29 protein-coding genes are annotated in these 26,418 nt (G+C 41.4%); 24 read left to right on the forward strand and 5 right to left on the reverse strand.

Translation table 11 applies throughout. The features are described 5' to 3' along the window. The first annotated feature begins 316 nt into the window (after positions 1-316). Together metK and H6G97_RS00920 are read left to right on the forward strand one after the other, a co-directional pair. Positions 317-1,591, forward strand: coding sequence for a methionine adenosyltransferase (metK, locus tag H6G97_RS00915; protein ID WP_190938908.1), 1,275 nt, complete (start codon positions 317-319; stop codon positions 1,589-1,591). A 379-nt stretch (positions 1,592-1,970) separates the two neighbouring features. After that, positions 1,971-2,837 (forward strand): sulfite exporter TauE/SafE family protein, encoded by an 867-nt coding sequence (locus tag H6G97_RS00920; protein WP_190938867.1) that lies wholly within the window; start codon positions 1,971-1,973, stop codon positions 2,835-2,837. Between the two features lie 248 nt (positions 2,838-3,085). Here H6G97_RS00920 and H6G97_RS00925 read toward each other — a convergent pair whose 3' ends face one another. Further along, the gene (locus H6G97_RS00925) at positions 3,086-3,541 is read right to left on the reverse strand and encodes a pentapeptide repeat-containing protein (RefSeq protein ID WP_190938868.1); all 456 of its coding nucleotides are present in this window, start codon (positions 3,539-3,541) and stop codon (positions 3,086-3,088) included. A 274-nt stretch (positions 3,542-3,815) separates the two neighbouring features. Continuing rightward, positions 3,816-4,679, reverse strand: coding sequence for an alpha/beta fold hydrolase (locus tag H6G97_RS00930; RefSeq protein ID WP_190938869.1), 864 nt, complete (start codon positions 4,677-4,679; stop codon positions 3,816-3,818). Between the two features lie 208 nt (positions 4,680-4,887). On the opposite strand from H6G97_RS00930, the gene H6G97_RS00935 reads away from it, so the two are divergent. The 16 genes from H6G97_RS00935 to H6G97_RS00990 all read left to right on the forward strand — a co-directional run bounded on the left by H6G97_RS00935 (position 4,888) and on the right by H6G97_RS00990 (position 17,165). Then, positions 4,888-5,706, forward strand: coding sequence for a DUF1206 domain-containing protein (locus H6G97_RS00935; RefSeq protein WP_190938870.1), 819 nt, complete (start codon positions 4,888-4,890; stop codon positions 5,704-5,706). A gap of 32 nt (positions 5,707-5,738) precedes the next feature. After that, entirely contained in the window at positions 5,739-6,884 is a 1,146-nt protein-coding gene (locus tag H6G97_RS00940) for a glycoside hydrolase family 10-like protein (RefSeq protein ID WP_190938871.1), read from the forward strand. 12 nt (positions 6,885-6,896) lie between these two features. After that, the gene (locus tag H6G97_RS00945; RefSeq protein ID WP_190938872.1) at positions 6,897-7,328 is read left to right on the forward strand and encodes a DUF2358 domain-containing protein; all 432 of its coding nucleotides are present in this window, start codon (positions 6,897-6,899) and stop codon (positions 7,326-7,328) included. Continuing rightward, positions 7,325-7,579, forward strand: a complete 255-nt coding sequence (locus H6G97_RS00950) for a transposase (protein ID WP_242054763.1) — start codon at positions 7,325-7,327, stop codon at positions 7,577-7,579. The genes H6G97_RS00945 and H6G97_RS00950 overlap by 4 nt, the downstream gene beginning before the upstream one ends. 374 nt (positions 7,580-7,953) lie before the next feature. After that, positions 7,954-8,334 carry a hypothetical protein gene (locus H6G97_RS00955; RefSeq protein WP_190938873.1) on the forward strand — a complete coding sequence of 127 codons (381 nt, stop codon included), beginning with the start codon at positions 7,954-7,956 and terminating at the stop codon, positions 8,332-8,334. Positions 8,335-8,341: 7 nt separating this feature from the next. Then, positions 8,342-8,464 carry a hypothetical protein gene (locus H6G97_RS54645; protein ID WP_277883236.1) on the forward strand — a complete coding sequence of 41 codons (123 nt, stop codon included), beginning with the start codon at positions 8,342-8,344 and terminating at the stop codon, positions 8,462-8,464. 326 nt (positions 8,465-8,790) lie between these two features. Continuing rightward, a complete protein-coding gene (locus tag H6G97_RS00960) occupies positions 8,791-9,462 on the forward strand; it encodes a hypothetical protein (protein ID WP_190938874.1) in 672 nt (223 codons plus the stop codon). A 35-nt stretch (positions 9,463-9,497) separates the two neighbouring features. After that, on the forward strand, positions 9,498-10,409 hold the full coding sequence (locus H6G97_RS52125) for a helix-turn-helix domain-containing protein (protein ID WP_242054764.1): 912 nt from the start codon (positions 9,498-9,500) through the stop codon (positions 10,407-10,409). Positions 10,410-10,453: 44 nt separating this feature from the next. After that, a complete protein-coding gene (locus H6G97_RS55275; RefSeq protein ID WP_338421545.1) occupies positions 10,454-10,852 on the forward strand; it encodes a Mu transposase C-terminal domain-containing protein in 399 nt (132 codons plus the stop codon). A 20-nt stretch (positions 10,853-10,872) separates the two neighbouring features. After that, positions 10,873-11,235, forward strand: a complete 363-nt coding sequence (locus H6G97_RS52135) for a hypothetical protein (RefSeq protein WP_242054765.1) — start codon at positions 10,873-10,875, stop codon at positions 11,233-11,235. 9 nt (positions 11,236-11,244) lie between these two features. Continuing rightward, positions 11,245-12,084: a TniB family NTP-binding protein gene (locus H6G97_RS00970; protein WP_190938875.1), complete on the forward strand. Its 840-nt coding sequence runs from the start codon at positions 11,245-11,247 to the stop codon at positions 12,082-12,084. Position 12,085: 1 nt separating this feature from the next. Continuing rightward, positions 12,086-12,373: a hypothetical protein gene (locus tag H6G97_RS55280; protein WP_338421546.1), complete on the forward strand. Its 288-nt coding sequence runs from the start codon at positions 12,086-12,088 to the stop codon at positions 12,371-12,373. Beyond that, complete coding sequence (locus tag H6G97_RS55285) at positions 12,370-12,603, forward strand: hypothetical protein (RefSeq protein WP_338421547.1); 234 nt, start codon at positions 12,370-12,372, stop codon at positions 12,601-12,603. The genes H6G97_RS55280 and H6G97_RS55285 overlap by 4 nt, the downstream gene beginning before the upstream one ends. A 239-nt stretch (positions 12,604-12,842) precedes the next feature. Then, entirely contained in the window at positions 12,843-16,361 is a 3,519-nt protein-coding gene (locus H6G97_RS00980; RefSeq protein ID WP_190938876.1) for a helicase-related protein, read from the forward strand. Positions 16,362-16,500: 139 nt separating this feature from the next. Next, positions 16,501-16,779, forward strand: a complete 279-nt coding sequence (locus tag H6G97_RS00985; protein ID WP_190938877.1) for a hypothetical protein — start codon at positions 16,501-16,503, stop codon at positions 16,777-16,779. After that, on the forward strand, positions 16,779-17,165 hold the full coding sequence (locus H6G97_RS00990) for a PIN domain-containing protein (protein WP_190938878.1): 387 nt from the start codon (positions 16,779-16,781) through the stop codon (positions 17,163-17,165). The genes H6G97_RS00985 and H6G97_RS00990 overlap by 1 nt, the downstream gene beginning before the upstream one ends. A gap of 210 nt (positions 17,166-17,375) precedes the next feature. On the opposite strand, the gene H6G97_RS00995 is transcribed toward H6G97_RS00990, so the two are convergent. Beyond that, the gene (locus tag H6G97_RS00995; RefSeq protein ID WP_190938879.1) at positions 17,376-17,723 is read right to left on the reverse strand and encodes a helix-turn-helix domain-containing protein; all 348 of its coding nucleotides are present in this window, start codon (positions 17,721-17,723) and stop codon (positions 17,376-17,378) included. A 253-nt stretch (positions 17,724-17,976) separates the two neighbouring features. Between H6G97_RS00995 and H6G97_RS51175 the strand changes: the two genes are divergently transcribed. Both H6G97_RS51175 and H6G97_RS01005 read left to right on the forward strand, forming a co-directional pair. Further along, positions 17,977-18,645, forward strand: a complete 669-nt coding sequence (locus H6G97_RS51175; protein WP_199349193.1) for a DUF1156 domain-containing protein — start codon at positions 17,977-17,979, stop codon at positions 18,643-18,645. Positions 18,646-18,679: 34 nt separating this feature from the next. Further along, complete coding sequence (locus tag H6G97_RS01005; protein ID WP_338421548.1) at positions 18,680-21,910, forward strand: ATP-binding protein; 3,231 nt, start codon at positions 18,680-18,682, stop codon at positions 21,908-21,910. 264 nt (positions 21,911-22,174) lie between these two features. Here the strand turns inward: H6G97_RS01005 and H6G97_RS01010 are convergent, their stop codons facing one another. Further along, positions 22,175-22,432 (reverse strand): hypothetical protein, encoded by a 258-nt coding sequence (locus tag H6G97_RS01010; protein WP_152590043.1) that lies wholly within the window; start codon positions 22,430-22,432, stop codon positions 22,175-22,177. Positions 22,433-22,628: 196 nt separating this feature from the next. Here H6G97_RS01010 and H6G97_RS01015 point away from each other — a divergent pair, with 196 nt between their 5' ends. Continuing rightward, positions 22,629-22,934: a hypothetical protein gene (locus H6G97_RS01015; protein WP_190938880.1), complete on the forward strand. Its 306-nt coding sequence runs from the start codon at positions 22,629-22,631 to the stop codon at positions 22,932-22,934. Positions 22,935-23,060: 126 nt separating this feature from the next. Here H6G97_RS01015 and H6G97_RS01020 read toward each other — a convergent pair whose 3' ends face one another. Beyond that, the gene (locus tag H6G97_RS01020; protein ID WP_190938881.1) at positions 23,061-23,327 is read right to left on the reverse strand and encodes a helix-turn-helix domain-containing protein; all 267 of its coding nucleotides are present in this window, start codon (positions 23,325-23,327) and stop codon (positions 23,061-23,063) included. Positions 23,328-23,448: 121 nt separating this feature from the next. Between H6G97_RS01020 and H6G97_RS01025 the strand changes: the two genes are divergently transcribed. From H6G97_RS01025 to H6G97_RS55830, 3 genes are all read left to right on the forward strand, one after another. After that, positions 23,449-23,808 carry a hypothetical protein gene (locus tag H6G97_RS01025; protein ID WP_190938882.1) on the forward strand — a complete coding sequence of 120 codons (360 nt, stop codon included), beginning with the start codon at positions 23,449-23,451 and terminating at the stop codon, positions 23,806-23,808. 77 nt (positions 23,809-23,885) lie between these two features. Next, positions 23,886-25,571, forward strand: a complete 1,686-nt coding sequence (cas12k, locus tag H6G97_RS01030; protein WP_277883237.1) for a type V CRISPR-associated protein Cas12k — start codon at positions 23,886-23,888, stop codon at positions 25,569-25,571. Positions 25,572-26,029: 458 nt separating this feature from the next. After that, positions 26,030-26,152: a hypothetical protein gene (locus H6G97_RS55830; protein WP_422394146.1), complete on the forward strand. Its 123-nt coding sequence runs from the start codon at positions 26,030-26,032 to the stop codon at positions 26,150-26,152. The last annotated feature ends 266 nt before the right edge of the window (positions 26,153-26,418 follow it).

Raw genomic sequence — 26,418 nt, forward strand, 5'->3', positions numbered from 1 at the left:
TTTATAGATACTTACCTTATAGCTAGCGCTTTTTATCAATATGAAAAAGATACTAACTACTGAAGTATAAATATTGTTATGATTTCATAAATTAACGTAAGTTCAACGGCTTGGTGGTGTTTGCCTAACAAGGTGAATCAAAGACCTCTAAGAGGTTTTACTACGCAAAACCGTCGCTCTTCGATGTCCTAGAGGGACAGACTTGAACTTTAGTTCAAGTCAGCGAGAGGTTCGTCAAACTCACGTTAAATTTAGGTAGTTGAACTAAATGCTCACATTTAGTCAACGAAAAAACTCAAGTCAGGAGGAATTTCCTTTGTCTCGTCGATATTTATTTACCTCCGAGTCAGTCACCGAAGGTCATCCAGATAAAATCTGCGATCAGATTTCTGATACCATTCTGGATGCCCTACTGACACAAGACCCCAGCAGCCGTGTCGCCGCTGAAGTAGTAGTTAATACTGGTTTGGTGCTAATCACTGGTGAAATAACCACCAAAGCCAATGTAAATTTCGTCAATCTCGCGCGCAAAAAAATTACCGAAATTGGCTATACCAATGCCGATAATGGCTTTTCTGCTAACAGCACCAGCGTTCTGCTGGCTTTAGACGAACAATCACCCGATATTGCTCAAGGCGTTAACACCGCCCAAGAAACCCGTGAGCAAGATAGTGATGAACAATTCGACAAAATTGGTGCGGGCGATCAAGGTATAATGTTCGGTTTTGCCAGCAACGAAACACCAGAACTGATGCCTTTACCTATCAGCCTGGCCCATCGCATTGCTCGCCGATTGGCAGCAGTTCGCAAAACAGGTGAATTGTCATACCTGCGTCCTGACGGCAAAACCCAAGTAACTGTGGTCTATGAAGATGGACGCCCAGTAGGTATTGATACTATTCTAATTTCCACCCAGCATACAGCCAGCATTGGGGAAATCACGGATGAGGCGGCTGTCCAAGCCAAAATTAAACAAGACCTCTGGTCAGCAGTGGTCGAACCTGTTTTTGGCGACATTGAAGTTAAACCTAATCAGGAAACACGTTTTTTAGTCAACCCTACTGGCAAATTTGTTGTTGGTGGCCCTCAGGGAGATTCTGGTCTGACAGGACGGAAAATAATCGTTGATACCTACGGTGGCTATTCACGTCATGGTGGCGGCGCTTTTTCCGGCAAAGACCCCACAAAGGTAGACCGTTCTGCTGCTTATGCGGCTCGCTATGTGGCGAAAAATATTGTCGCTGCTGGGTTAGCAGAAAAAGTTGAAATCCAGCTATCTTATGCTATTGGCGTAGCACGACCAACAAGCATTCTGGTGGATACCTTTGGCACTGGCAAAGTGGATGAAGAAACCTTACTGGAATTAATCAACCAGCATTTTGAACTGCGTCCAGCAGGGATTATCCATACCTTTAACTTACGTAACTTACCAAGTGAACGAGGCGGACGTTTTTATCAGGACGTCGCGGCTTACGGTCATTTTGGGCGGCCTGATTTAGACTTGCCTTGGGAACAGACCGATAAAGCTGAATTGTTGAAGCAAGCAGCAAACGAGTCACTTTCGGCAGCAGTTGCTCAGGCACTAACTTAACCTTATACGCTACTGCAAGAACTTAGTTTATTTAGCTGAGGGTATTGGCAACTTGAAAAGTTACCTATGCCCTCATTTTTGCTAGCCACCGGAATATCGAAAAGTAAAACTATCAATACGCGAGGATGATGTGTCACTTAGGTCAATACATTTGAATCTTATAGTTCAATACGGTTCAGTTAAGCATTTTTTTCTTCTCTCTGTTCCCTCTGTGCCTCTGCGGTTCGTTAAAAAATTTGACTTTGATAAAGAGTTTTAGCCTTAACTGAACCGTATTGTCTTATAGTTGAGCCAAAATTCAGACCAAAAAGTGCGATAGAACCCAAAAGTTTTGGTATATATAGCTTTAACGAAGAAAACACCGAAGTATAAATTATTGATGAAAAACAATAATTCATCTGCGTTGGAGCCTACCAATAGAAGCTTACAAGTACGTCGTTTCAGATTATCCTTTCTCTACGCCGTGCCAATTGGGGTGTTAGGGGGATTGATTGGCTTAGGGGGTGCAGAGTTTCGACTGCCAGTCCTTGCTGGCACATTGGGCTATTCAGTGCGACAGGCTGTACCTTTTAACCTGGGTGTCAGCTTGATTACGATTGCTGCTTCCTTGGTAATCCGGGGCAGTACACTTTCTTTAGCCCAAGTGATTCTATTACTTCCTGTGATCTTCTCGTTGATTGCTGGGGCAGTTATCACTGCTTTTTTCGGGGCGGCGATCGCAGGAAAGTTATCAAACGAACAGCTTGAGCGAATCATCTTAGTCCTATTAGTAGTGATTGGCATTGCCCTAATAGTCGAGGGTTTTCTACCTCAACAAATACCAGCCCTTTTACCGCCTGCTTTAAGTTGGCGTATTCCAGCAGGTATTTTATTTGGTCTCGCTATTGGACTGGTAAGCAGTTTACTTGGGGTTGCAGGGGGTGAAGTGATCATCCCAACACTTGTTTTCGCTTTTGGTGCAGATATTAAAACAGCAGGTACAGCCAGTCTTCTAGTTAGCTTACCAACTGTACTAGTGGGAGTTATCAGATATGCTAGTCGAGGAGCATTTGCAGATCGTACAGCCTTGGGTAATACCATAGCGCCTATGGGAATTGGCTCGGTGATTGGAGCCATCATCGGAGGAATGCTTGTCGGTATTGTTCCAGCAGCGCTACTGAAAGTTACGCTAGGGGTAATCTTGAATATCTCCGCGTTTCGGGTTTTTCACAAAGTCAATTCCTCTAATAAAAAAACTGAAAGCTAGTTCGAGCAAAGCTTTTCAGACTATATTGTATTTTTTTAGGTGGATATCCGCTTAATCCAAAACCTTAATAAGAAACCCCCTCAGCCTTCATCATAGTAATGTAATTACAAGGCAGAGGGGTTTCATTAATCTTAATATTTTTATAGAGGCAGATTTTGAGGATAATGCTGGCAAACAATCAGTTTTTTTGATTTAAAATCCACCAAAACCTATGTTGTGTTGATTTTAACCTGCCAACTTAGTTCAGCCTAGTCCCAATCGGGAATTTGCGCATCTTCTCCACCAATCCCGATTCCAGTGTTAAAGATTTCGGCATCAGTGAGATTCAGATCATTCATTGATGCTTTATACACATTAGAATCGTGAATTGTAGCGCGAGTAAAATTTACCCCGTTGAGATTGGTTTGCTTCAAATTCACGTTGGTTACATAAGCTGATGTTAGATTAGCACCTGCCAAATTTGCACCAGTTAAGTCAGCACCTTCGAGGTTAGCACCGACAAGGTTGGCTCCTTGGAGCTTCGAGCCTCTCAAGTCAGCACCAATTAAATGAGCGCCACTGAGGTTAGCTCCCGATAGATTACAGTTAACACATTCCCCAGTTGAAAGCAGCTTTTGTAAATCCTGCGAATTCTCGGCTCTAACCGAGTTCATCAAAAATAGGGGAGTTACTAAGGTTATAGCCGCTAATAGCTGGAGTTTCATAATTTTCCCCCTTAAATAATCAAATTGCATCCGTTCTATCCCTCACAATTCTATTATCTCATTAAACTTCATAAGGTCAATCTATCTCTTGACAAGTTAGTTGTGATATGGAACAAGGATAATGGTAATCTCACAAATGCCGTTAATTCTGATTTTTGGCGATTTTTACTTGACAATCCCTAAAAAACTGCCAATGTTAAATCACTGTTAAATCTTTTTAAAAGCTTGCACTACCCGCCATAATTTGGCTATTTTGATAAGTATTTATACTTCTCTAACTTTTCAAAAATTCTCGCATATACTGATTAACTAATTCAGGCTGTTCTTGCTGCACCCAATGACCACAATTAGGAATGTACTTGATTTGAAAGTCTCTGACGTATGCTGCGGTGTCGTAGGTTAGTTCCTTGCCGAGTGCAGTGTCATTTTCCCCCCAAATCATCAGTGTTGGCACTTCTAGAACGCCCCAATTTGGATTTAGCATTCTCTGCTGAAAAATATTGCGGTAATAGTTCAACATTGCTGTGAGGGCACCACGTTTTGCAGCCGCATTTTTATAAGCGTCAATATCCGCTTGGGTGAAAGCACTCTTGTTAACTGCTGTACCTTTAAAAGCTGTTTCAATTGCTTGGTAGTCTGAAGATTGTAAAAGTAATTCTGGTATCCACGGTAGTTGAAAAAGGAATATATAGTTGCTACGTAGCAACTGTTGGGGAGTGCGTAACCCTTGGGCAAATTTGGCAGGATGAGGCAGGTTAAGAATAATTAATTGTTCTAACATTTCGGGGTGAGTGTATGCAAAATTCCAAGCGATCGCACCACCCCAATCATGTCCAACTAATACACATTTTTGGTATCCTAATCCCTTAATTACTCCCTCAACATCTTTAATAAACTCATCCATTACATAAGCTGATTGCTCATTTGGTTTATCACTATCGTTGTAGCCACGCAAGTCAAGGGCGACAACTTTAAAATTTTGGGCAAATTCTGGTATTTGATGCCGCCAAGAGTACCAAAACTCAGGAAATCCGTGCAACATCAACATTAAAGGGCCTTCACCTTGGGTAACGTAGTGTAGTTTTACCCCATTCGTAGTTATATATTCGTGTTTCCAAGAAGTTTCTATTAGAGACATAATTAATCTAAATTCATCATTAAAAAACACTAAATAGTAATACTCTACTTAATCAGTGTAATATCATGTTGAGTAGCCTCACATCTATTAAAAGGCAGTATTACGATAGTGATTTTTTGCAAAAACATTAGACAATTTGCCTTGGGATAGATGTGAATCGTGGGTAAATTTTGGTAAAAGGTAAATATAATAATTTTCCCCAACTACCATGACACAACAGTTGACAAACCATGCTTCATTGTGGGTTGAGCGACTGGGACGATTTGGCTATGTTTCCAAGGGAGTAGTTTACGGTATAGTTGGGCTACTGGCAGCACAGGCGGCTTTTGGCAACGGTGGTAAAACAACTGATACCCAAGGCGCTCTCCGAACAATCGTTAACCAGCCATTTGGTAAATTTTTGCTGTCTTTAGTTGCAATTGGCTTCATTGGATACGTAATCTGGCGTTTTGTACAAGCAATTAAAGACCCAGAAAATAAAGGTAATGATGCCAAAGGTTTGGCAATACGACTTGGTTACGCAGTTAATGGCTTGATTTATGCAAGTTTAGCCTTAAGTGCTGTGAAAATCGTGATGGGTACAGGCGGGGGTAAAAATAGTAGTGATTCTACTGAAGATTCGACAGCACGTTTGCTTTCTCAACCCTTTGGTCAATGGTTAGTTGGAACTGCGGGGGCATTTGTAATTGCTCTAGGTTTCTATCAGTTTTATCAAGCTTTTAGTGGAAAATTTCGTAAAGAACTCAATTTAACTGAGTTAAGCAACAAAGAAGCCCAATGGGTAATGAGGATTGCCAGATTTGGTTTAGCGGCACGGGGTATAGTATTTTGTATTACCGGCTGGTTTTTAATCGAAGCTGCTAGGCAATCGAACGCCGCTACCGCAGTAGGTTTGGATGAAGTATTACAGACGCTAGCGCAACAGCCTTATGGAGCATGGCTTTTGGGTATTGTGGCGTTAGGTTTGGTTGCTTATGCCATCTACACAATAATACAGGCGCGGTATCGTCGGCTAGTCAATTTTTAGATGGTGCGTGCCGAGAATTTCAATTTCTAGAAATGGCAATAATAGAAACCCGTGGTATATGGCTGACGACTACTGATAGTAAAGTTCTCAGGTCAAAGCAACGCATTGCTGAGGCGATGGATTTGCTTGCCGAAACGGGATTTAATGTGGTGTTTCCCGTTGTTTGGAACAAGGCAGTAACTTTATATCCCAGTCAAACTATGCAGCAGACATTTGGGGCCGAAATTGACCATCTGTCTGTAGGCCGTGATCCTTTAGAAGAGGTGGTAGTTGAGGCGCGGCGAGTTGGGTTGAAAGTCATTCCTTGGTTTGAATACGGTTTTGCCAGTTCCTACAATTTGAATGGTGGTGTACTTTTACAGAAAAAACCGGAATGGACTGCGCGTGATTGTAACGGCAATTTACTGAAGAAAAACGGCTTTGAGTGGTTGAATGCACTCGACTCACAGGTGCAGGAATTCTTCTTGAACTTGGTGCTGGAAGTTGTAAAGAATTATGATGTGGATGGGGTGCAAGGAGACGATCGCTTCCCTGCGTTACCCTGTGAAGGTGGCTATGATGAGGTAACTGTCAGCCGCTATCGCCAGGAATTTGATCGCAATCCGCCACAGAACCCCAAGGATAGGCAATGGTTGCAGTGGCGTGCAGATATTCTCACTGACTTTTTGGCGCGTCTCTACCGGGAGGTAAAAGCGGTGAATCCTAATTTATTAGTAGCGATCGCACCTAATATCCATGATTGGGCATTCCAGGAATATCTGCAAGACTCCCCTGCATGGCTAAAGCGGGGAATCGTTGATATGATTCAGCCGCAGATTTATCGCCGTGACTTTAGGAGTTATTGTGCGATCGCTGATAAACTAGTAAATCAGCAGTTTACAGATGCAACGTTGCCGAAGTTAGCACCGGGAATACTGATGAAGCTTGGCAGTTATTGTATTAGTCCAGAATATTTGGTGCAGGCAATCGAATACAATCGTCAACTTGGCATTCAAGGAGAGGTATTCTTTTTTTACGAAGGTTTGCGCGAAAATAACAATACCCTAGCTAAAGTTTTGCGAAATGGCCCTTATGCTAAGTCTGCATCATTTCCTACTCTGTCAGATTTGAGTGCGGGTAGCGTGATTAACAAGAGGACATCTTCTATTTGGCAAAGGTTGTTAAAAAAGATTTTTTAAGGAAAAATGCTCGTGGAATCTCAATTATCGGTGGAACGGGTAATTAAAACTTTAAAAGAGGATTTACCAACACTTTTTGAAAAAGATATTTCATATCACATTTATACAGACGATATCTACTTTAAAGACCCAGTAAATACATTCAAATACAAATTTAACTATCGGATTATATTTTGGACATTGCGATTTCACGCTCGGCTATTTTTTACCCAAATTTACTTTGATGTGCATGAGGTTTATCACTCAGCCGAAGACACAATTTTAGCAAAGTGGACGGTGCGGGGAGTGTTGCGCGTTCCTTGGAAAGCAGGTTTGCTTTTTAATGGCTATTCAACGTATAAACTCAACCAAAATAACTTGATATACGAACATATCGACACATGGGATCGTAAACCTGGGGAGATTTTACGGCAGTTTTGGCAAAAAGGAGGAGAGAGCACATGAAAGTCGTCAATGAACTTGGTCAACTCTTAAATGTAACTATTACTCTTGGTAACATTGATGACCGTGAACCAGTACCAAATTTACTGCGTGAGCTTTTTGGCAAAATATTTGGCGTTAGCGTTCGCGCAGCGTCTCGTAGAGAAGCTTACCGAAGACATCGTAGCTATGTTTCTGAAAAACTTGCTTCTGAGCTGTTGGAAGAGTTCGGAATTCAATTTTTTGCTAAACCCCGTTGTACATTCACAAATTAGATGTCGGACTTTAACAAATTAATGTCGTTAATTTTATCCTGCAAAAACCTTGTATAGCAAGGGTTTTATTAATTTATATGATTATTCAAAAGTGACTAGAGATTTTCAATTTTTTCACAAATTGAGGTCGCAAAACCAAAAGTTTCACATTTTAATGGTCGTTTATTTTTTTCTCTGAAAAAGTCTGCTATCAAAGGACTTCACAAATTAGATGTCGCATTCTTGATAGCGGCAATGTGTTTATTTATGCAAGGGGTAAAACCTGAGTAATAGTGGTACAGACTGCATCAGTGTTAGAAAATTAACTGCGTCAGTCTATTTCAGTGTATAACTAAAAAAATTAGCTATTAATCTTACATAATGAGGTTTTAGTTGTGACGTTTGAACCTGACGACATTCTGGAGGGTGGCCGTTCGATTCGTCCTTTTCTTCCAGAACTTTTAGGAAATGATGCGGTTCAAGTAGACAAACAATTGGCTGAACTTTTAGCACAAGCTAAAGCTGGACAGGAAGTCGATAAGCAGATTTTAGAAATCTTGAAAAGTCAGCCAGACACTCGCAATTGGATAGCGGAGTTTCTTAGTGAGAAGCAGGTATCAAAGGGTTTTGAGCCACTTCCAGGTAAAGGTCAAGCAATATCTGCTCAAAAATATATATGTCCTCAAGGAGACTACGTTTGGTATCGCCGCATTGTCGGAGCGACAATACCAATCTGTCCTACTCATGGTGTCGTGCTAATACCTGCTGCTCAGTAATAAATATATGCCAACCAAATTTTTAGAAAGTCTGGGTGGAAAACTTGCAGAAAACTGGGCTGCAAACATACTGACACCAGCTTTTGTCTTTTGGATGGGGGGACTTAATCTTTGTCTGTTTTTTGGCTGACAGAAGCATCTGATAGCCATTTTCATTTGAATGAGGTACACGGGTAGGGGTACATATCTGTGCGCCCTTACTATGTTCATCTGTGGTTAATTATTTCTTTCTATACCTTGCCTATGCGGAAACCGCTATAAGTCAGTCTCGATAATTTAATTTACACACAATAAGTTTTATTTTACACACTATATGTTAATTTAAAAATATTCGTGCAATGCAGTTAGTAATCAAACTTCACTCAATACCTCTGGCTACAATCTCCAATTTCAGATGGTAGTTAATACCTTGCTTAATTAAGCAAAACTTGGAAAATCAATTTTTAATAAAAAACTATGGTTTCTCAACTTCATAAACAAAATGATTCTTCGTTTGCAGACTTTTATAGCAACTCTTGCTGGTTTGTTGACTTTGCTTTATTGGATATAAATATTGCTGATCTAACTGGTTCAGTTATTGGAAAACCCTATTTAACTACAGTTATAGATATTTATTCTCAATGCTATATGGGCTTTTGTTTGAGTTTCAAATCACCAAATAATAAGGTAGTAACTCAAGCCTTACGTCATGCAATTTTACCTAAACGTTACAATTCAGAATATAACTTAAGTCAAGAGTGGAGAACTTACGGCATTCCAGTAGGTTTATGTATCGATATTAGTAATTTTACAAATTCTTATTCTTTACAAGAAAAAATATCTCAGTTAGGGATTATGCTACATAGTCACCAAACTATATCCAGATTTAAATCTAATTCTTCTACTGAAAAGCTATGCCTTACTATAAATAAATACTTAAGTTCCAATTTGCAAGCAAGTGGAGGTCTTAGTGGCAAGGATAATTTTCTAACTTTAGAACTTATTGAAAAAATATTAGTACGTTACATTGTTGATAATTTTAATCAGCAACGTAGTATTTACTTATCAGTGGCAACGCGGCAACAGATGTGGGAAGCAGGCTTAATCTCCCCACCTCAAATTATTCAAGAATATGAGCTAGATATCTAACTTAAATTTTTTATTCTTATATTGTTCAATTAAGAATGTATCAGAAATTAGAGAATTCTTGTCTTTCAAGCGAAAATGATGCTGTTGAATTACAACAGCATCAAAATTCTACAAAACCTCATAAACTGCCGTCAGAAGAGTTAATCACAGAGCAGGTAAAGCTGAGGATGGAGGTAATTCAAAGCCTCACAGAGCCATGCGATCGCAAAACCTACAGCACTAAAAAGATAGAAGCTGCCCAAAAATTGGGTGTATCAATTCGCCAAGTAGAACGCTTAGTTCAAAAATGGCGAGAACAAGGGTTAGTGGGACTGACTACAACACGCTCAGATAAGGGGAAGTATCGCCTTGAGCAGGAGTGGATAGATTTCATCATTAATACTTATAAAGAGGGTAATAAAGGTAGCAAGCGGATGACCCGGAATCAGGTGTTTCTGAAGGTCAAAGGTAGAGCTAAAGAACTTAGCCTTAACAAAAGTGAACGCCCTAGCCACCAATCGGTTTATCGAATTCTTGACGAACATATTGAGCAGAAAGAGAGAAAGGAAAAAGCAAGAAGCCCTGGCTATTTAGGAGAGCGATTGACGCACATGACCCGCGATGGGCGAGAGTTGGAAGTGGAGGGTAGCAATGATGTTTGGCAATGCGATCATACTCGTTTAGATGTAAGGCTTGTGGATGAGTATGGAGTGTTAGACCGTCCTTGGCTGACAATTGTTATCGACTCCTACTCCCGTTGCCTAGTGGGGTTTTATGTAGGATTTGATCACCCTAGCTCCCAAATAGATACCCTAGCTCTACGTCATGCGATTTTGCCCAAGTCTTACGGTTCCGAGTACCAACTACGCCATGAATGGCAAGCTTACGGAAAGCCTAATTACTTCTATACCGATGGCGGAAAAGATTTTACTTCCATCCACACTACAGACAAGTTGCAGTACAAATAGGCTTTAATTGTGCTTTGAGAAGACGACCATCTGATGGCGGAATTGTGGAGCGTTTTTTTAAAACACTTAATTTGCAAGTGCTAAATACCCTGCCTGGATATACGGGTTCAAACGTGCAGGAAAGACCAGAAAATGTGGATAAAGATGCTTGCTTAACTCTTAAGGATTTAGAGCTATTGTTAGTACGCTTCATCGTTAATGAGTATAACCCGCACACAGATGCCAGGATGAAAGGCCAGTCTCGAATTGGGCGATGGGAGGCTGGATTAATGGCAGACCCATATCTTTATGATCAATTGGACTTGGCAATTTGTTTAATGAAGCAAGAACGGCGTAAAGTCCAAAAATATGGCTGTATTCAATTTGAAAACTTGACCTATCGGGCGGAGCATTTGAGAGGGCGAGACGGAGAAACTGTGGCATTTCAGATCCGGCTGATATAACTACACTTCTTGTATACAAGATGAATGCAGACGGAACAGAAGAATTTATGGATTACGCTCATGCTCAAGCTTTAGAGACTGAACGCTTGTCTTTACGCGAACTAAAGGCAATTAATAAGCGGCTAAAAGAAGCAAGCCAAGAAATCAATAATGACTCAATTTTAGAGGCAATGATAGACCGTCAAGCTTTTGTGGAGGAAACGGTAAAACGAAACCGCAAACAGCGCCGACAAGCAGCAAATGAGCAAGTAAACCCTGTAGAGCAAGTGGCTAAGAAATTTGCTACCCCGGAACAAAAAGAAGTCGAACCTGAAAACGAAGCAGATACAGAGTTACCCAAATATGAAGTTCGCTATATGGATGAATTCTTTGAGGAATGTTAGGTATAAAAAATGACTAGTGCAATGTCACTTGCCAAGCAATTTGGTGTGATTCAGGAACTTACGCCAGAAATCCAAGCTGAAATTGAACGTTTAAGCCGTCAACCTTACTTAGAACTCGACCAAGTAAAACGTTGTCACGCTTGGATGTATGAGTTAGTAATCTCTAGAATGACTGGTTTATTGCTAGGAGAATCACGCTGCGGAAAAACGGTCACTTGCAAAGCTTTTGCAAATCTTTATAACAAATTACGGCTGACTAAGGGTCAGCGCATGAAGCCTGTAGTTTATATTCAAATTCCCAAAAATTGTGGCTCCAGAGATTTTTTTATTAAAATCCTCAAAGCTTTAAATAAACCCTCCAATGGAACTATTTCTGACCTGCGAGAACGAACACTGGATAGCCTCGTAATACATCAGGTTGAGATGCTTATTATTGATGAGGCTAATCACCTTAAGTTCGAGACGTTCTCAGATGTACGGCATATTTATGATGATGATGAGTTAAAGATTTCAGTTCTTCTTGTTGGTACTACAAGTCGCCTTTTAGCAATAGTTAAGCGCGATGAACAAGTTGTTAATCGTTTTCTAGAACAGTTTGAGTTAGACAGATTAGAAGATACTCAATTTAAGCAAATGATTCAAATATGGGAACGAGATGTTCTCAGATTGCCAGAAGAATCGAAATTGGCAAGTGGAGATAACCTCAAAATTTTAAAGCAGGCAACCAAGAAATTAATTGGTAGGTTGGATATGATTCTTCGTAAAGTTGCTATTCGCTCATTACTGAGAGGACAGAAAAAAGTCGATAAAGATGTTTTAAGAGAAGTAATTGCAGCATCGAAATTGTGATATGGAAGAAAATATAGATGAAAAAAGACAAATTTGGTTAACCAGAGTCAAGCCTTTTGATGGAGAAAGTATCAGCCATTTTTTAGGTAGATTTCGAGGAGAAAAAGGAAATAAGTTTTCTGCCCCTAGTGGATTAGGTGATGTTGCAGGGCTTGGGGTCGTTTTAGCACGTTGGGAAAAATTTTACTTCAATCCCTTCCCAACTCATCAGGAGTTAGACGCGCTAGCAACTGTGGTTGAGCTTGATGCTGAAAGACTAAGATGTTGCCTCCAGAAGGTGTGGGAATGAAGCATAGCCCAATTCGCTTGTGTGGAGCCTGCTATGCTCAGTCAGTTTGCCATAAAATAGAGTGGCAATTTAAAAAGACGGTGGGGTGCGATCGCCATCAGTTACGCTTGTTATCAAAATGCCCTGTCTGTGAAAAACCCTTTCCAATTCCGGCTTTATGGATGGACGGGCAATGCCAGCGATGTTTTACATCTTTTGCAGAAATGGCAGAATATCAAAAGCCTTACTAAGTAAGAGAACTTGTCTTAACACTTTGACAATACAGTACCTCAAAAATAGTTATCAGATTGCGATCGCTTAAAATCAGCTTTTCAATTAAGCAACATCAAGCTACCACAGCCAAAAACAGTAAATATACTAGCTACTAACCAGCCTAGTGTCTCTTATGGTCATAAGAAGCAATGTCCGACCAAAAAACATTAGTGTCTACATTGCTACTGACATCTGCCAAAAGGGAAAACACCGCAATATGGTTAGACTTGAGGATCTGACAAAAGGCACGCAAGTACAAGGTATTCTGCCAAACAGTATTGTCGCCATCGTTGATGCTCAGTGGCATGGCTCTGATGTTGTGGAATTAACATACAAAGATGCTAGCGGCACGCTAGGGAATGAGTTAGTCTTTCGAGACAGAGAACCTACCCTAGAAATAATCACCTCTGGTGGTGCTTGGAGTTTTACTGCTGATGGAGCTAATTTTCGTCTGGCATCAGAAGCGCACTGCATCCGTCTAGCTTATCTTTTCGACCCCTTGCTAGCCGTTCATACCTCTCTAGTCGAACCTTTACCACACCAAATAACTGCCGTTTACGGAGAAATGTTAACTCGTCAACCTCTGCGTTTTCTCTTGGCAGATGATCCAGGTGCAGGTAAAACTATTATGGCGGGGTTGCTGATGCGGGAATTGCTCATCCGAGGTGATTTGCATCGTTGCCTTGTGATCTGTCCCGGCAGTTTAGCCCCACAATGGCAAGATGAATTGTCGCAAAAGTTTCATTTACGGTTTGAAATTCTCACCAACGATCGCATTGAATCAGCAGTAACTGGAAATGCTTTTGCTGAAATGCCATTGGTGATTGTGCGACTGGACAAACTCAGCCGCAATCAAGATTTACAAGCAAAACTGGCGCAGACAGACTGGGATTTAGTTGTTTGCGATGAAGCTCATAAAATGTCAGCTTCATTTTTTGGTGGTGAAATTAAAGAGACGAAACGCTACAAACTTGGGAAGTTACTCTCAACTTTAACTAGGCATTTTTTATTAATGTCAGCAACACCACATAACGGCAAAGAGGAAGACTTCCAGTTGTTTATGGCGTTATTGGATGGAGACAGATTTGAAGGACGCTTCCGCGATGGTGTTCACGTAGCAGATACTTCCGACTTGATGCGGCGATTGGTTAAAGAAGATTTGCTGAAGTTTGATGGAAAACCGCTATTTCCAGAACGCCAAGCTAGCACTATAGAATATGAACTATCGGATTTAGAAGCGGTACTGTATAAGCGAGTTACTGAGTATGTCCGCGAGGAATTTAATCGTGCCGATGCTTTAGAAAATGAAGGGCGCAAAGGTAATGTTGGCTTTGCTTTGACTATTTTGCAACGTCGGCTTGCTTCTTCCCCAGAAGCTATATATCAATCGCTGCTACGCCGTCGGGAAAGGTTGCAAAAACGGCTGAGGCAAGAAGAAGTTTTCAGGCAGGGAAGTAATGCAACCATCATTGAATTTAAGGAGGTTGTGGATCTGGAAGACTTAGAAGATGATTTAGAGGATATTCCTGGTGAAGAACGAGAAGCAACAGAACAGGAAGTAGTTGACCTAGCTACAGCATCACGGACGATCGCAGAATTACAAACAGAAATTAAGCTTTTAGAAGAATTAGAGCAACTGGCACTGCGGGTGCGACGTAGTGGTAAAGATAAAAAATGGGAAGAACTCTCGAATCTGTTGCAAAATGATGCCGAAATGTTCAACGCCCAAGGACATCGGCGCAAACTCCTGATTTTTACCGAGTATCGGGACACATTAAATTATTTGACAGATCGGATTCGGACGCTAATTGGACGTAATGAAGCTGTGGTAAATATACATGGCGCAATGGGACGCGAAGAACGCCGCAAAATGCAGGAGGCGTTTACCCAAGATATCGAAGTACAAGTCTTAATAGCTACGGATGCTGCGGGTGAAGGGATTAACTTGCAAAGGGCGCACCTTATGGTTAATTACGATTTACCTTGGAATCCTAACCGCCTAGAACAGCGTTTTGGGCGAATTCACCGGATTGGGCAGACGGAGGTATGTCACTTATGGAATTTAGTTGCAAAAGGCACTCGTGAAGGCGATGTCTATTTGGCATTATTGAAAAAGATAGAGGCAGAGCAGAAGGCATTGGGAGGTCAAGTATTTGATGTATTGGGGAAAGCGATCGCAGGGACGGAATTACGAGAGTTATTGATTGAAGCAATTCGCTATGGCGATCAACCAGAGGTGCGAGACAGACTCAACCAAGTCGTACATGATAAACTCGACCAACAGCGACTACGCGAACTTTTAGAAGAAAGGGCTTTGGCACGGGATTCGATGGATATCGCCAAAGTGCAGCAAATTCGGGAAGAAATGGAAAGGGCAGAAGCGCGACGGTTGCAACCTCATTTTATTGCTTCTTTCTTCCTAGAAGCATTTACCCTATTAGGTGGAACATTGCGTCAACGTGAACCCCAGCGTTACGAAATCAGTCATGTTCCGGCAGTTATTCGCAATCGAGGGCGGCAAATTGGTGTAGGTGAACCGTTGCTGCTACGCTACGAACGTGTCTGCTTTGAAAAAGATTTGATCAGCATTTCTGGTAAACCCTTAGCTGCTTTCATCTGTTCTGGACATTCTCTACTGGATGCCACAATTGATCTGACTTTGGAACGACACCGGGATTTGTTGAAACAAGGGACTATCTTAATCGATGAAAATGATTCCAGCGAAGGAACCCGCGCCTTAGTTTATCTAGAACATTCCATACAAGACGCGCGGACAAATTTAAATGGCTCTAGGCGTTTAGTATCGCGGCGGATGCAATATGTAGAAATCAATCCAGAAGGCAATACCCACAATGCAGGTTACGCACCTTACCTCAATTACCGTCCGCTAACAGACGAGGAAAAAAGTGTTGTGGAAAAAGTTTTAGAAGAATCTTGGTTGCGAGAAGATTTAGAAGCAAAAGCCAAGAGTTATGCGATCGCTCACCTTGTTCCTCAACATCTTCAAGAACTCAAGCAGCGTAAAGAGGAACTAATTGCTAAGACGATGACAGCAGTAAAAGATAGATTAACTAAGGAGATTAATTACTGGGATCATCGGGCAGAAGAACTGAAAATGCAAGAGGAAGCTGGCAAGCCTAATGCCAAAATTAACTCAGGTAAGGCACGTCAGCGAGCTGATGATTTGCAAGCACGGTTAATGCAACGCTTGGAGGAATTAGAGCAAGAACGTAGATTATCGCCATTACCGCCTGTGGTGGTTGGGGGCGCGTTGGTGGTTTCAGTAGGCTTGCTGCAACGAATGCAAGGCAAACAACAGGCAACAACGGTGATGTTTGCCAGGGAGACGGAACGGGTAGAAAAGGCAGCAATGACGGCTGTGATGGAAGTAGAACGCAATTTAGGGTACGAACCAACTGATGTGAGTACCCAGAAGTGCGCCTATGATATTGAGTCACGCATTCCAGAAACGGGACAGTTGCGATTTATTGAGGTGAAAGGGCGAATTACAGGCGCTAAAACTGTGACAGTGACGAAGAATGAAATTATTACCGCTCTAAACAAGCCTGATAATTTCATTTTGGCATTGGTGCAAGTGCCTTTAGCAGAAGATATGGAAGGTAATTGTTCTATTCACTACTTACGCCGTCCGTTCCATAAAGAACCAGATTTTGCTGTGACGAGTGTTAATTATGATTGGCTGGAGTTGTGGCAACAGGGAACTGAGCCATTTTAAAATAATTATTTACCGCATTACCGATTACATTCTTCATATTTTTTAATCATTATTCATACTCCAATACTATTCAATTTCATCTTTAATAAGGGTAGATTTTATTGGTTATAATGCTGGTAATCAGGAGAGCATAAGCCAAATGTCACCAAAAACTTTTGATATTGCTGACTTATCTGAGAATTTAGCTGATTTATTGTCAGATATCCAAAATCATGTTGAAGTTACGCTAACTCATCAGGGTGTCCCTTTGGCAAAAGTTTTGCCCTTGACTCAACCTGAGCCTACGGTTACTAAAGCTGATTTAAATAATGTCTTAAAGCCAAGAGTTGCGGGTTTTTGGCAGGGAAAAGTTAAGATTGCTGATGATTTTGATGAGACTCCAGAAGAAGTAATTGCAGCATTTTATGGGGATGAGTAGTGAGTTTTTTGTTAGATACTCATATTTTATTGTGGTTTTTAGAAAATGATTCTAAATTGTCAGATCGGGTACGAGAAGTAATTACTAATCCTGAAAATTTAATTTTCGTCAGTGCAATTAGTGCTTGGGAGATTTCAATTAAACAGTCTTTAGGAAAGTTAATTGCTCCTGGTAATTTAGAGGAGGCTTTGCGCTTCAGTCGGTTTGAGATTTTATCTATGACATTGGCACATGGAATAAAGGTTGCTGATTTGCCTCTACACCATAAAGATCCTTTTGATAGGATGTTAATTGCTCAAGCTTTGGTAGAAGGTTTAACAATAATTACAGTAGACCAAAAGTTTAAATTTTATGATGTGCCATTATTCTCTGATGATTTCGGGTAGCTCAAACATGCCAAAATTTCAGAACTCTAGCTTTCTCTAGAATAACTGCTACAGGTTTACTTCATTTGCTGATTGTTTTTTGGTGCCGCAGCTACGCCCGTCGTAGACATCGCAATTTTGTCAGAGTATTCGCTCTTAAGTCTGCCTCCTTTATTGGATAGCTAGTTATCCAAGTAAAAAAGGATGCTTTTGGTGAGAGCAATCACAGGACTAAACTAACTCTTTTGCAGAAATCCTCAGAGGCTCGACTTTGTGCGATCGCTTTCCTTTGGGTGCTACAAAGCGAATCTCGACATCGTAACCTGCACTCCTAGCAAGTTTTGCTAGGGTTTCAATTTTAGGAACCTGTTTGCCACATTCAATCCGAGCTAGCTGTGGCTGTTTAATGCCAACCAACTTAGCAAAATCCCGTTGATTTAAGCCGCTAGCCTTCCTTAAAGCAATAACTTGTTTTGCACACTGAAATTCAGATTCCAAGGCATCGTATTCAGCCTTTACCTCTGGATCTGCTAAAACCTCATCACGGATAGAATCCCAAGAAATTGTGTTAGAAGTCATCGTTTTTTAAACTACAGGCTTTGAGCTAAAGATAATGCGCGCTCCGAATTATCACTGAGCCATCCAGCAAGTATCGTGATTATAATTGCCGGACGAAGCTCTGTAACTAAGTTAGGCGAGCAGCAATCAACAAAGACTAATTAGCCTACCAATGCTTGATGTAAATATTCCGTAAGTCCACTCACTCGGAATATTTAGTGCTGCTTCTTGCTCAGACATTTACTCGCTTCCATCATATCAGTCTGGCAAAATAATGACCTACCGCAAGAAGCTAATCGAAGTTGCGTTACCACTGGAAGCAATTAACAAAGAATCTGCTAGAGAAAAATCAATTAGGCATGGACACCCTTCGACGCTACATTTATGGTGGGCGCGGCGGCCGCTAGCAACTTGTCGGGCAGTTTTGTTTTCGTCTTTGGTAGATGATCCCTCAAGTCATCCTGATAAATTTCCCACAAAAGAGGCGCAGGATACAGAGAGGAAACGCCTGTTTGAAATTATTGAGCAATTAGTGAAGTGGGAAAATATCAATAATCAGGAAGTTTTAGACGCAGCTAAAGCAGAAATTCTCAACTCAACAAATAACAATCCACCACCTATTTTAGACCCCTTTTCTGGTGGAGGTTCCATACCCCTAGAAGCTCAAAGATTGGGGTTGGAAGCTTACGGTAGTGACCTCAATCCAGTTGCTGTTTTGATTACCAAAGCTTTAATTGAAATTCCACCAAAGTTTGCAAATCAACCTCCCGTTAACCCTGATTCTCGCACAAATTCTCTAACTACTAAAAAATGGTTTGGGGCGCAGGGATTGGCTGAAGATGTGCGCTATTACGGTCAATGGATGCGGGACGAGGCTTTTAAGCGAATTGGGCATTTTTACCCAAAGGTAAATTTATCGCAGGAATTAATTTGGCGGCGGTGAGGCTACAGTTATTGCTTGGTTGTGGGCAAGAACAGTGAAATGTCCTAACCCTGCTTGTGGTGCAAAAATGCCGTTGGTGCGATCGTTTGCACTTTCGATGAAGAAAGGAAAAGAAGCTTCGGTAAAATCAATTATTAATAGCGGACAGCAACAGCCTGTTGTGAGTTTTCAGGTAAATATCGGCCAAGGTAAGCCACCAGAGGGAACAGTTAGCCGCAAGGGAGCCATTTGTATTTGTTGTAATACGCCTGTAACTTTAGAATACATTCGTAATGAAGGGAAAGCCGGACAGATAGGTGCTCAATTGATGGCTATTGTGGCAGAAGGTGAGCGTGGGCGTGTGTATTTGTCGCCTACTCAAGAACATGAGGAAATTGCTGCAACGGCTCAACCTAAATGGAAACCTGACACAGATTTGCCAGAACAAGCGCTTGGATTTCGCATACAAAATTACGGAATTACTAAACACGCAGATTTATTTACATTGCGTCAGCTTTTAGCCTTAAGCATTTTAAGCGATTTGGTAAAGGAAGCAAGAGAAAAGGTACTTATCGACGCTATCAGTGCTGACATACCAGACGATGATTCACCACTTTGTGACAATGGGCTAAAGCAACTGCTCACAAATGCCTTACTACGTCTTTCTAGCAATAAAGGCGACCCCGTTATCGAACTGCAAACCAACTTTGGTGGCGGCAAAACCCACGCGATGCTGGCACTATACCACCTGTTTATGGGAGTTCCCGCATCCAAGTTACCCGGATTGGAACCAGTGCTGGAAGCGGCAAATGTTTTACCTCCGCCAAAAGTTAACACAGCAGTGCTGGTAGGAAATAAAATTTCTCCCGGTCAGCCTCAACCTAAAAAAGATGGCACATTTGTCCGAACACTCTGGGGCGAATTAGCTTGGCAACTGGGCGGTAGGGAAGCCTACGAAATGATTCGAGAAGCAGATGAAACTTCAACTAACCCTGGCGATACCCTCCGGCTGCTGTTTAACCGCTATGCACCCTGCCTAATTTTAATTGATGAATGGGTGGCTTATGCCCGACAGCTTCACGAAATAAACGACCTTCCGGGGGGCAGCTTTGATACTCACTTTACTTTTGCCCAGACTTTGAGTGAGTCGGCAAAAAACGCTAACCAAACTCTTTTGGTCGTGAGTATTCCTGCATCTGATAATGAGATTGGAGGCGATCGCGGTAAAGCAGCCTTAAGTAGACTCAAAAATGCTATTGGCAGAGTCGAATCTCCTTGGCGACCAGCAACTGCCGATGAAAGCTTTGAAATTGTGCGGCGACGACTGTTTCAACCCATCACCGAAGAAAGTGGCTTTATTGCCCGTGATGCCATCATCCGTGCCTTTGCAGAAATGTACCAAAACCAATCTCAGGAGTTTCCTAGTGAGTGCCGAGAAGGTAGTTACAAACGACGGCTAGAAAATGCCTATCCTATCCATCCAGAACTGTTTGACCGACTTTATAATGACTGGTCAACTCTCGACAAATTCCAACGCACGCGGGGTGTGCTGCGACTGATGGCAAAGGTGATTCATTCACTTTGGGAAGGACAGGACAAGAGTTTGTTAATCATGCCTGCCAGCGTGCCAATGGATGACGGACAGGTACAAACAGAATTGACTCGTTACCTGGAAGATAACTGGGTGCCAGTGATTGAAAAAGATGTAGATGGATATAATTCTCTACTATTAGCGTGCGATCGCCAAAACCCGAACTTAGGACGTTACTCTGCCTGTCGCCGCGTTGCCCGGACAATTTACCTTGGTTCTGCTCCTACTCTAAGAGCAGCCAATCGCGGTGTAGAAGATCATCGGATCAAGTTAGGGTGTGTTCAACCAGGGGAAAGTGCAGCAACTTTTGGTGATGCTTTGCGCCGACTTACCGACCAGTCCACACATCTTTATGTCGATAGCACTCGTTACTGGTTCTCAACTCAGCCTAGCGTCACCAGACTTGCCCAAGACAGAGCCGAGCAAATCCAACAGGATCAGGATAAAGTTTGGGATGAAATTATTCTCCGATTAAAGGCTGATAAACAGCGCGGTGAATTTGCTGGAGTACATATTGCACCCGACTCCTCGGCAGATGTTCCTGATGAAATGGCCGTAAGGCTGGTTGTCATGGGGCCACAACATCCCCATAAAAATAAGGAAAGCGAAACTCAAGCCCGCACCAGAGCCGAAGAAATACTAAACCAAAAGGGAGCCAGTCCTCGGTACTGCAAGAATATGTTGCTGTTCCTAGCACCAGACAAGGCAAAACTGGAGCTATTAGAACAATCTGTTTGCCAATACCTCGCCTGGAATTCGATTATTCGGGATAAAGAAGCCTTAAACTTAGATGTTTTTCAAAGTAATCAGGCGACGACTAAACAACAGCAAACCGACAAAGATGTAAAAAGTTTAATTCAGGAGGCTTACATCTGGCTGTTAGTACCGATGCAACCCGACCCCCAAGGAGAGATTGAATGGCAAGAAATTCGATTGCAAAAGCAAGACTCTCCTATTGTGCAAGCAAGCCGCAAAGCAGTTCATGAAGAACATTTGATTGCCAACTATGCCGCCAGCCGCCTGCGCTTGGAAGCTCTCGATCCATATCTCTGGCGCGATGTAAACCACCTCGATCTTAAGAAGTTATGGGAGTACTTAGCGTACTACCTTTACCTGCCACGCATCAAAAATCAACAAGTGCTATTACAAGCGATCGCAGAAGGAGTTGCAGCGTTACTGTGGAATGAAAACTTTGCTTATGCCACTGGCTGGGATGAATCCAAAGGACGTTATCTTGGTTTGAAAGCAGCTGAACACATTACCGTAACCCTTAGCAGTCAAAATCTGATAGTTAAGCCAGAAGTAGCGCAACGCCAAATTGAGGCAGATGCTGCTGCTAAAGTAACTCCACCAGTAACTCCACCAGGATTTAAAGAAAAAACAGGAAGCTATAAGATTGAAAAAGAAAAAACTATTGACATTGTAATAACAGATAATGCTTCCTCTGTTGTCATAGTTCCACCAAAACGTTTCTATGGTTCAGTCAAATTGGACGCATTGCGGCTAAGACGTGACATAGGACAGATAGCAGACGAGGTTATTCAACACCTCAGTAGTTTAGTAGATGCTGAAGTAGAAATTACCTTAGAACTTCAGGTCACTGTCCCTGAAGGAGTTCCAGAGAACGTGATTCGCACAGTCAGCGAGAATTGTCGGGTTCTCAAATTTAGTAATCAGGGATTTGAACAAGAATAAAGTTGAGGTAGATAGTAATGAGGTAAAGCATTAAGTTACACCCAACAAAGTAAGGGAAAGTCTTGTGAGTTAAAGCATTTGATTGCGATCGCAGTCTTAATCGCAGTTACTACTTATTTATTACCAGTAGTAACTGCATATCTTCCCATAGTTAATCTCCTTAACAAAACTAAACCCGTCAGGCGTCTGACGGGTTTTTTGGGTTCTTAGGGGCAGAACTGATAATTTGATCTATCCATAGCCTGAGAGAATCGTTCTCTTCTCTCAGGCTGCTAATTTTCCCAAGTATTCATTTTGGAGTGCAGCAACTTGTTGTTTTAGATTCTCCAAGTCTGCTTGCATTTTGGCTAAGTCTGGAGTTTTTTGAAGTTCTTCAGTCATGTAGGAACGAATCCATCCCATGATCAATTCTGAGGCTGTCTTGCCCTCAGCATTAGCTTTATTCATAAAAGCTTCCTTAGTCTCATCGTCCATTCTAACAATGATCTGATTGCTCAATTTTGTTGTCTGCCGCTTTGCCATACTACTTTCTGCTGAAAACTTTCAATCTGTAATAACTCTATTTACCCTAATTGTGGCGAATTTTGAAAATTTTGTAGTAACGCTATTGTTTTAGTAATAACAATTAATTACAATATAGTAACAAGACAAAGGCGATCGCCCTCCGGGAAGAGACTGCGATCGCCTTTTGTAAAACCCCATCAATGAGGTTACTTAAATGATTACACAAGAAGAGTTTGACAACAAAGCCTCTGTAGAATCTGAGTTTGAGGAATACGTTGACGAATTAGCTGACGCAGTAGCGCCAGAAATTGAAATTGACTCAGTGCCAGATGATTTGGGAGAACTGTATCGAGTTTGGAATGGTTCCCATCTGCTTGGAACTTTTTATCAGAATCTTGAGGGGAAATGGGTGACACAACCCTGTAATAGCGATAAAAGACATTGTTGTGACACCTCTGCTTCAGCACAACTTTTGATCATTGCTGTCAACGGGTTACTGGTCGCGGATGTAGCCGCTTAATGGTTTTTCTCCTATGATCTGGAGACGTGACTAACCTCACGTCTCTTTCTTAATTTTTGGTGTCTTTGTATTTTTTGTAGTACTGGACGGACAAATTTATGTCCGTGTGTACTAAAACACTATAAACTAACACTCAGTATCTTTTTCTGATTTATGCTCTGCCTCAATACCGTAGTTGATAAAAAGAGCAGAAATGGAGATGTTCATTGCTTTTGCAAGCTTTTCAATATTTTTAAGAGAAGGATTACGGGTTCCCGTCTCAATACTTGAGATGTAATTACGGTGAAGTCCAGCTTTTTCAGCCAGTTCTTCTTGAGAGTAATCTAGCTCTCGCCTTCTTCGTCTTATCGCCTTTCCAAAACGATATTCAATGTTGATGTTATTTTCCCTCACAGCCTAATAGTGAGGTACTATCAATCATAAATCTACACACAATGAATGTAATATTGCACACTATAAATGTTATTTTGAAAATACTGGTGTATTTTATAAAGTTTAGAGAACAGAAACTGCTATGAGCCTGATCACTATTCAATGTCGATTAGTAGCCAGCGAAGATACCCGCCGCCATCTGTGGCAATTGATGGCGGAGAAGAATACACCTTTGATTAATGAACTACTTGAACAGGTAAGAATACATCCTGATATGGAGGAGTGGTTGAAGAAGGGCAAATTACCAAATGGAGTAATTAAACCACTGTGTGACTCACTCAGTACTCAAGAACGCTTTGTTAACCAACCCAAGCGTTTTTACAAATCAGCTATTGAAGTAGTCGAGTATATCTACAAGTCTTCAGGGCGGCCGCATCATGTCAATAAGACTAGTCTATTCTCAATAGACTCAAAAATAATCTCATTAACCTCTACTTATTGATAAAGATTTTAGCGATCGCTTTGAGCCTTGGAAAATAAATCAAGCCAGAAATACTGATTTTTCGTTGGGTCTTAATCTTGGTCAGGATCAAGAGTACTTTAGATGCGTTTGCCCTGTACAAGTCTTGGTTGGCATTACAGAAAGAACGACAACAAAAAATCGATAAAAAAGAGCATTGGCTCAATATGCTTAAAAGTGATGTAGAACTGGAGCAAGAAAGTAACTTTAGTTTAAAGATTATTCGCGCTAAAGCTATTAAAATTTTGCCGCACTATATTGCTAAGGTTGAAGAAATTCATAAGCAAAATATTACAAATGGGAATGTAAATAAGCATAAAAAAAGCAAAAACAATAATTACATACTGTTTGACATTTTATTTAAGGCTTACGATCAAGCAAAGAATCCTCTTAATCGGTGTGCTATCGCTTACTTATTGAAAAATAATTGTCAGGTTAGCGAAGAAGAGGAAGACCCTAATCGATATGCTCTACGCCGTAGTAAGAAAGTCCGAGAAATTGAACGTCTTAAAGAACAACTGCAATCGAGGATACCCAGTGGTCGTGATTTGACAGGAGAAGATTGGCTACAAAGTCTTTTAGTAGCAACCAACAATGTTCCTGAAACCGAAAATCAAGTTAAAATTTGGCAGAAGCATCTCTTACAAAATCCTAGTTCGATACCATTTCCAGTTCAATTCACAAGCAACGAAGACCTTATTTGGTCAAGAAATGAAAAAGGTCGTATTTGTGTTAGCTTCTCAGGTAAAGAGTTCAATAATCATATCTTTGAAATTTACTGCGATAATAAACAAATTTATTGGTTTCAAAGATTTTTAGAAGATCAGAGCATTAAGCGCAACAAAGACCAGCATTCATCTTCTCTCTTTACTTTGCGTTCAGGACGTTTAGCATGGCAAGACAATAAAGGTAATGACCTTCCCTGGAAAATTCATCGTTTAACTCTTTATTGCAGCGTTGATACTCGCTTGTGGACGATTGAAGGGACTCAGGAGTTTAGGCAAGAAAAAGTAGACGAAATTACTCAAAAACTGGCCAACATGGAAAAAAAAGAAAACTTAAATCAACATCAGCAAATTTATATTAAACGCCTTAACTCAACACTCACTAGAATCAACACCGCCTACCCACGTCCTAATCAAAACTTGTATCAGGGTAAAACATCAATTCTCATTGGTGTGAGTTTGGGTCTAGAAAAGCCTGCAACAATAGCTATTGTTGACTGCTCCACAAATAAAGTTCTTGCGTATCGCAGTGTTAAACAGCTACTTGGTGATAATTACAAGTTACTGAACCGCCAGCGACAGCAGCAGCAACGTAATTCTCATGAACGCCACAAAGCTCAAAAAAGCAACACACAAATTAAGTTGTCAGAATTGGAGTTAGGAAAGCACATTGATAACTTACTAGCACAAGCAATTATCACGTTAGCCAAAAATTACCAAGCTGGCAGCATTGTTCTACCCACAATGAAAAATGTACGCGAGAGCATCCAAAGTGAAATAGAAGCTAGGGCAGTGAAAAAATGTCCTAATTACAAAGAAGGTCAGCAACAGTATGCTAAACAGTACCGCCAGAGCATTCATCGTTGGAGCTACAACAGATTGATCGAGTGTATTCAAAGCCAAGCAGCTAAGGCAAACATTTCTAGAGAACAAGGCCCACAACCTATTCGAGATAGTCCTCAAGAAAAAGCGCGAGATTTAGTGATCGCTGCTTACCATTTTCGTCAAAATAAATCTTAATCTTCAGATTGAGCAAATATACTGAACCTTGACAATAAAATAAGTAATAGCGCCGCAGTTCATGTTCTTTGTAACCGCTGAACTGTGAAAAATATGGGGTAGTTTGACTATTGGAAGATAGTCTTGCTTTCTGACCCTAGTAGCTGCTCACCCTGATGCTGCTGTCTCCAGACAGGAATAAGGTGCGCTCCCAGCAATAAGGGCGCGGATATACTGCTGTAGTGGCTACTAAATCACCTCCGACCAAGGGGGAACCCATACCAATCCTTGTTTTCAGGCATTAGAAGAGATTAAAAATTTTCAGTCGATTCGCGCTTGCTTGCGGTGAAAGGGTTTTAGCGTTTAATGGCACACAAATTGCCCATTCAAACGGTAGTTGAAGAAGGGTGGAATATAGATCCGCGCTATCAACTCTGGAATCCTTCACAAAACAAGGATTCTATACAGGAAGGGGTACAATGACCCTTCCCGTGTTGAGCGGGTTGAAAGTATTGATGATGCCTGCGGTGTGCGTAGCGATCGCCCGGTACAATGACCCTTCCCGTGTTGAGCGGGTTGAAAGTTTATTATTTTTAGAGTGACGCTTGATTCACGACTGGTACAATGACCCTTCCCGTGTTGAGCGGGTTGAAAGGAACTAAAGCAACTCGACTTTAAAACCCATCTCTGGTACAATGACCCTTCCCGTGTTGAGCGGGTTGAAAGGTTGATACATCATGTCGGGAATTGAGAAGCGGAAATGGTACAATGACCCTTCCCGTGTTGAGCGGGTTGAAAGAAACCTGGGGTGAGTTGCTGCGTCGTCATTGGAACGGTACTATGACCCTTCCCGTGTTGAGCGGGTTGA

Source organism: Nostoc flagelliforme FACHB-838 (assembly GCF_014698065.1).
Taxonomy (GTDB): Bacteria; Cyanobacteriota; Cyanobacteriia; order Cyanobacteriales; family Nostocaceae; genus Nostoc; species Nostoc flagelliforme_B.

Bases quoted from the DNA above. Each gene is read 5' to 3' on its own strand.
- H6G97_RS00920 (WP_190938867.1), top strand. From the start codon at position 1,971: ATGAAAAACAATAATTCATCTGCGTTGGAGCCTACCAATAGAAGCTTA.
- H6G97_RS00925 (WP_190938868.1), bottom strand. From the start codon at position 3,541: ATGAAACTCCAGCTATTAGCGGCTATAACCTTAGTAACTCCCCTATTT.
- H6G97_RS00930 (WP_190938869.1), bottom strand. From the start codon at position 4,679: ATGTCTCTAATAGAAACTTCTTGGAAACACGAATATATAACTACGAAT.
- H6G97_RS00935 (WP_190938870.1), top strand. From the start codon at position 4,888: ATGACACAACAGTTGACAAACCATGCTTCATTGTGGGTTGAGCGACTG.
- H6G97_RS00940 (WP_190938871.1), top strand. From the start codon at position 5,739: ATGGCAATAATAGAAACCCGTGGTATATGGCTGACGACTACTGATAGT.
- H6G97_RS00950 (WP_242054763.1), top strand. From the start codon at position 7,325: ATGAAAGTCGTCAATGAACTTGGTCAACTCTTAAATGTAACTATTACT.
- H6G97_RS54645 (WP_277883236.1), top strand. From the start codon at position 8,342: ATGCCAACCAAATTTTTAGAAAGTCTGGGTGGAAAACTTGCAGAAAAC.
- H6G97_RS00960 (WP_190938874.1), top strand. From the start codon at position 8,791: ATGGTTTCTCAACTTCATAAACAAAATGATTCTTCGTTTGCAGACTTT.
- H6G97_RS52125 (WP_242054764.1), top strand. From the start codon at position 9,498: ATGTATCAGAAATTAGAGAATTCTTGTCTTTCAAGCGAAAATGATGCT.
- H6G97_RS52135 (WP_242054765.1), top strand. From the start codon at position 10,873: ATGAATGCAGACGGAACAGAAGAATTTATGGATTACGCTCATGCTCAA.
- H6G97_RS00970 (WP_190938875.1), top strand. From the start codon at position 11,245: ATGACTAGTGCAATGTCACTTGCCAAGCAATTTGGTGTGATTCAGGAA.
- H6G97_RS55280 (WP_338421546.1), top strand. From the start codon at position 12,086: ATGGAAGAAAATATAGATGAAAAAAGACAAATTTGGTTAACCAGAGTC.
- H6G97_RS55285 (WP_338421547.1), top strand. From the start codon at position 12,370: ATGAAGCATAGCCCAATTCGCTTGTGTGGAGCCTGCTATGCTCAGTCA.
- H6G97_RS00980 (WP_190938876.1), top strand. From the start codon at position 12,843: ATGGTTAGACTTGAGGATCTGACAAAAGGCACGCAAGTACAAGGTATT.
- H6G97_RS00985 (WP_190938877.1), top strand. From the start codon at position 16,501: ATGTCACCAAAAACTTTTGATATTGCTGACTTATCTGAGAATTTAGCT.
- H6G97_RS00995 (WP_190938879.1), bottom strand. From the start codon at position 17,723: ATGACTTCTAACACAATTTCTTGGGATTCTATCCGTGATGAGGTTTTA.
- H6G97_RS51175 (WP_199349193.1), top strand. From the start codon at position 17,977: ATGACCTACCGCAAGAAGCTAATCGAAGTTGCGTTACCACTGGAAGCA.
- H6G97_RS01010 (WP_152590043.1), bottom strand. From the start codon at position 22,432: ATGGCAAAGCGGCAGACAACAAAATTGAGCAATCAGATCATTGTTAGA.
- H6G97_RS01015 (WP_190938880.1), top strand. From the start codon at position 22,629: ATGATTACACAAGAAGAGTTTGACAACAAAGCCTCTGTAGAATCTGAG.
- H6G97_RS01025 (WP_190938882.1), top strand. From the start codon at position 23,449: ATGAGCCTGATCACTATTCAATGTCGATTAGTAGCCAGCGAAGATACC.
- H6G97_RS55830 (WP_422394146.1), top strand. From the start codon at position 26,030: ATGACCCTTCCCGTGTTGAGCGGGTTGAAAGTATTGATGATGCCTGCG.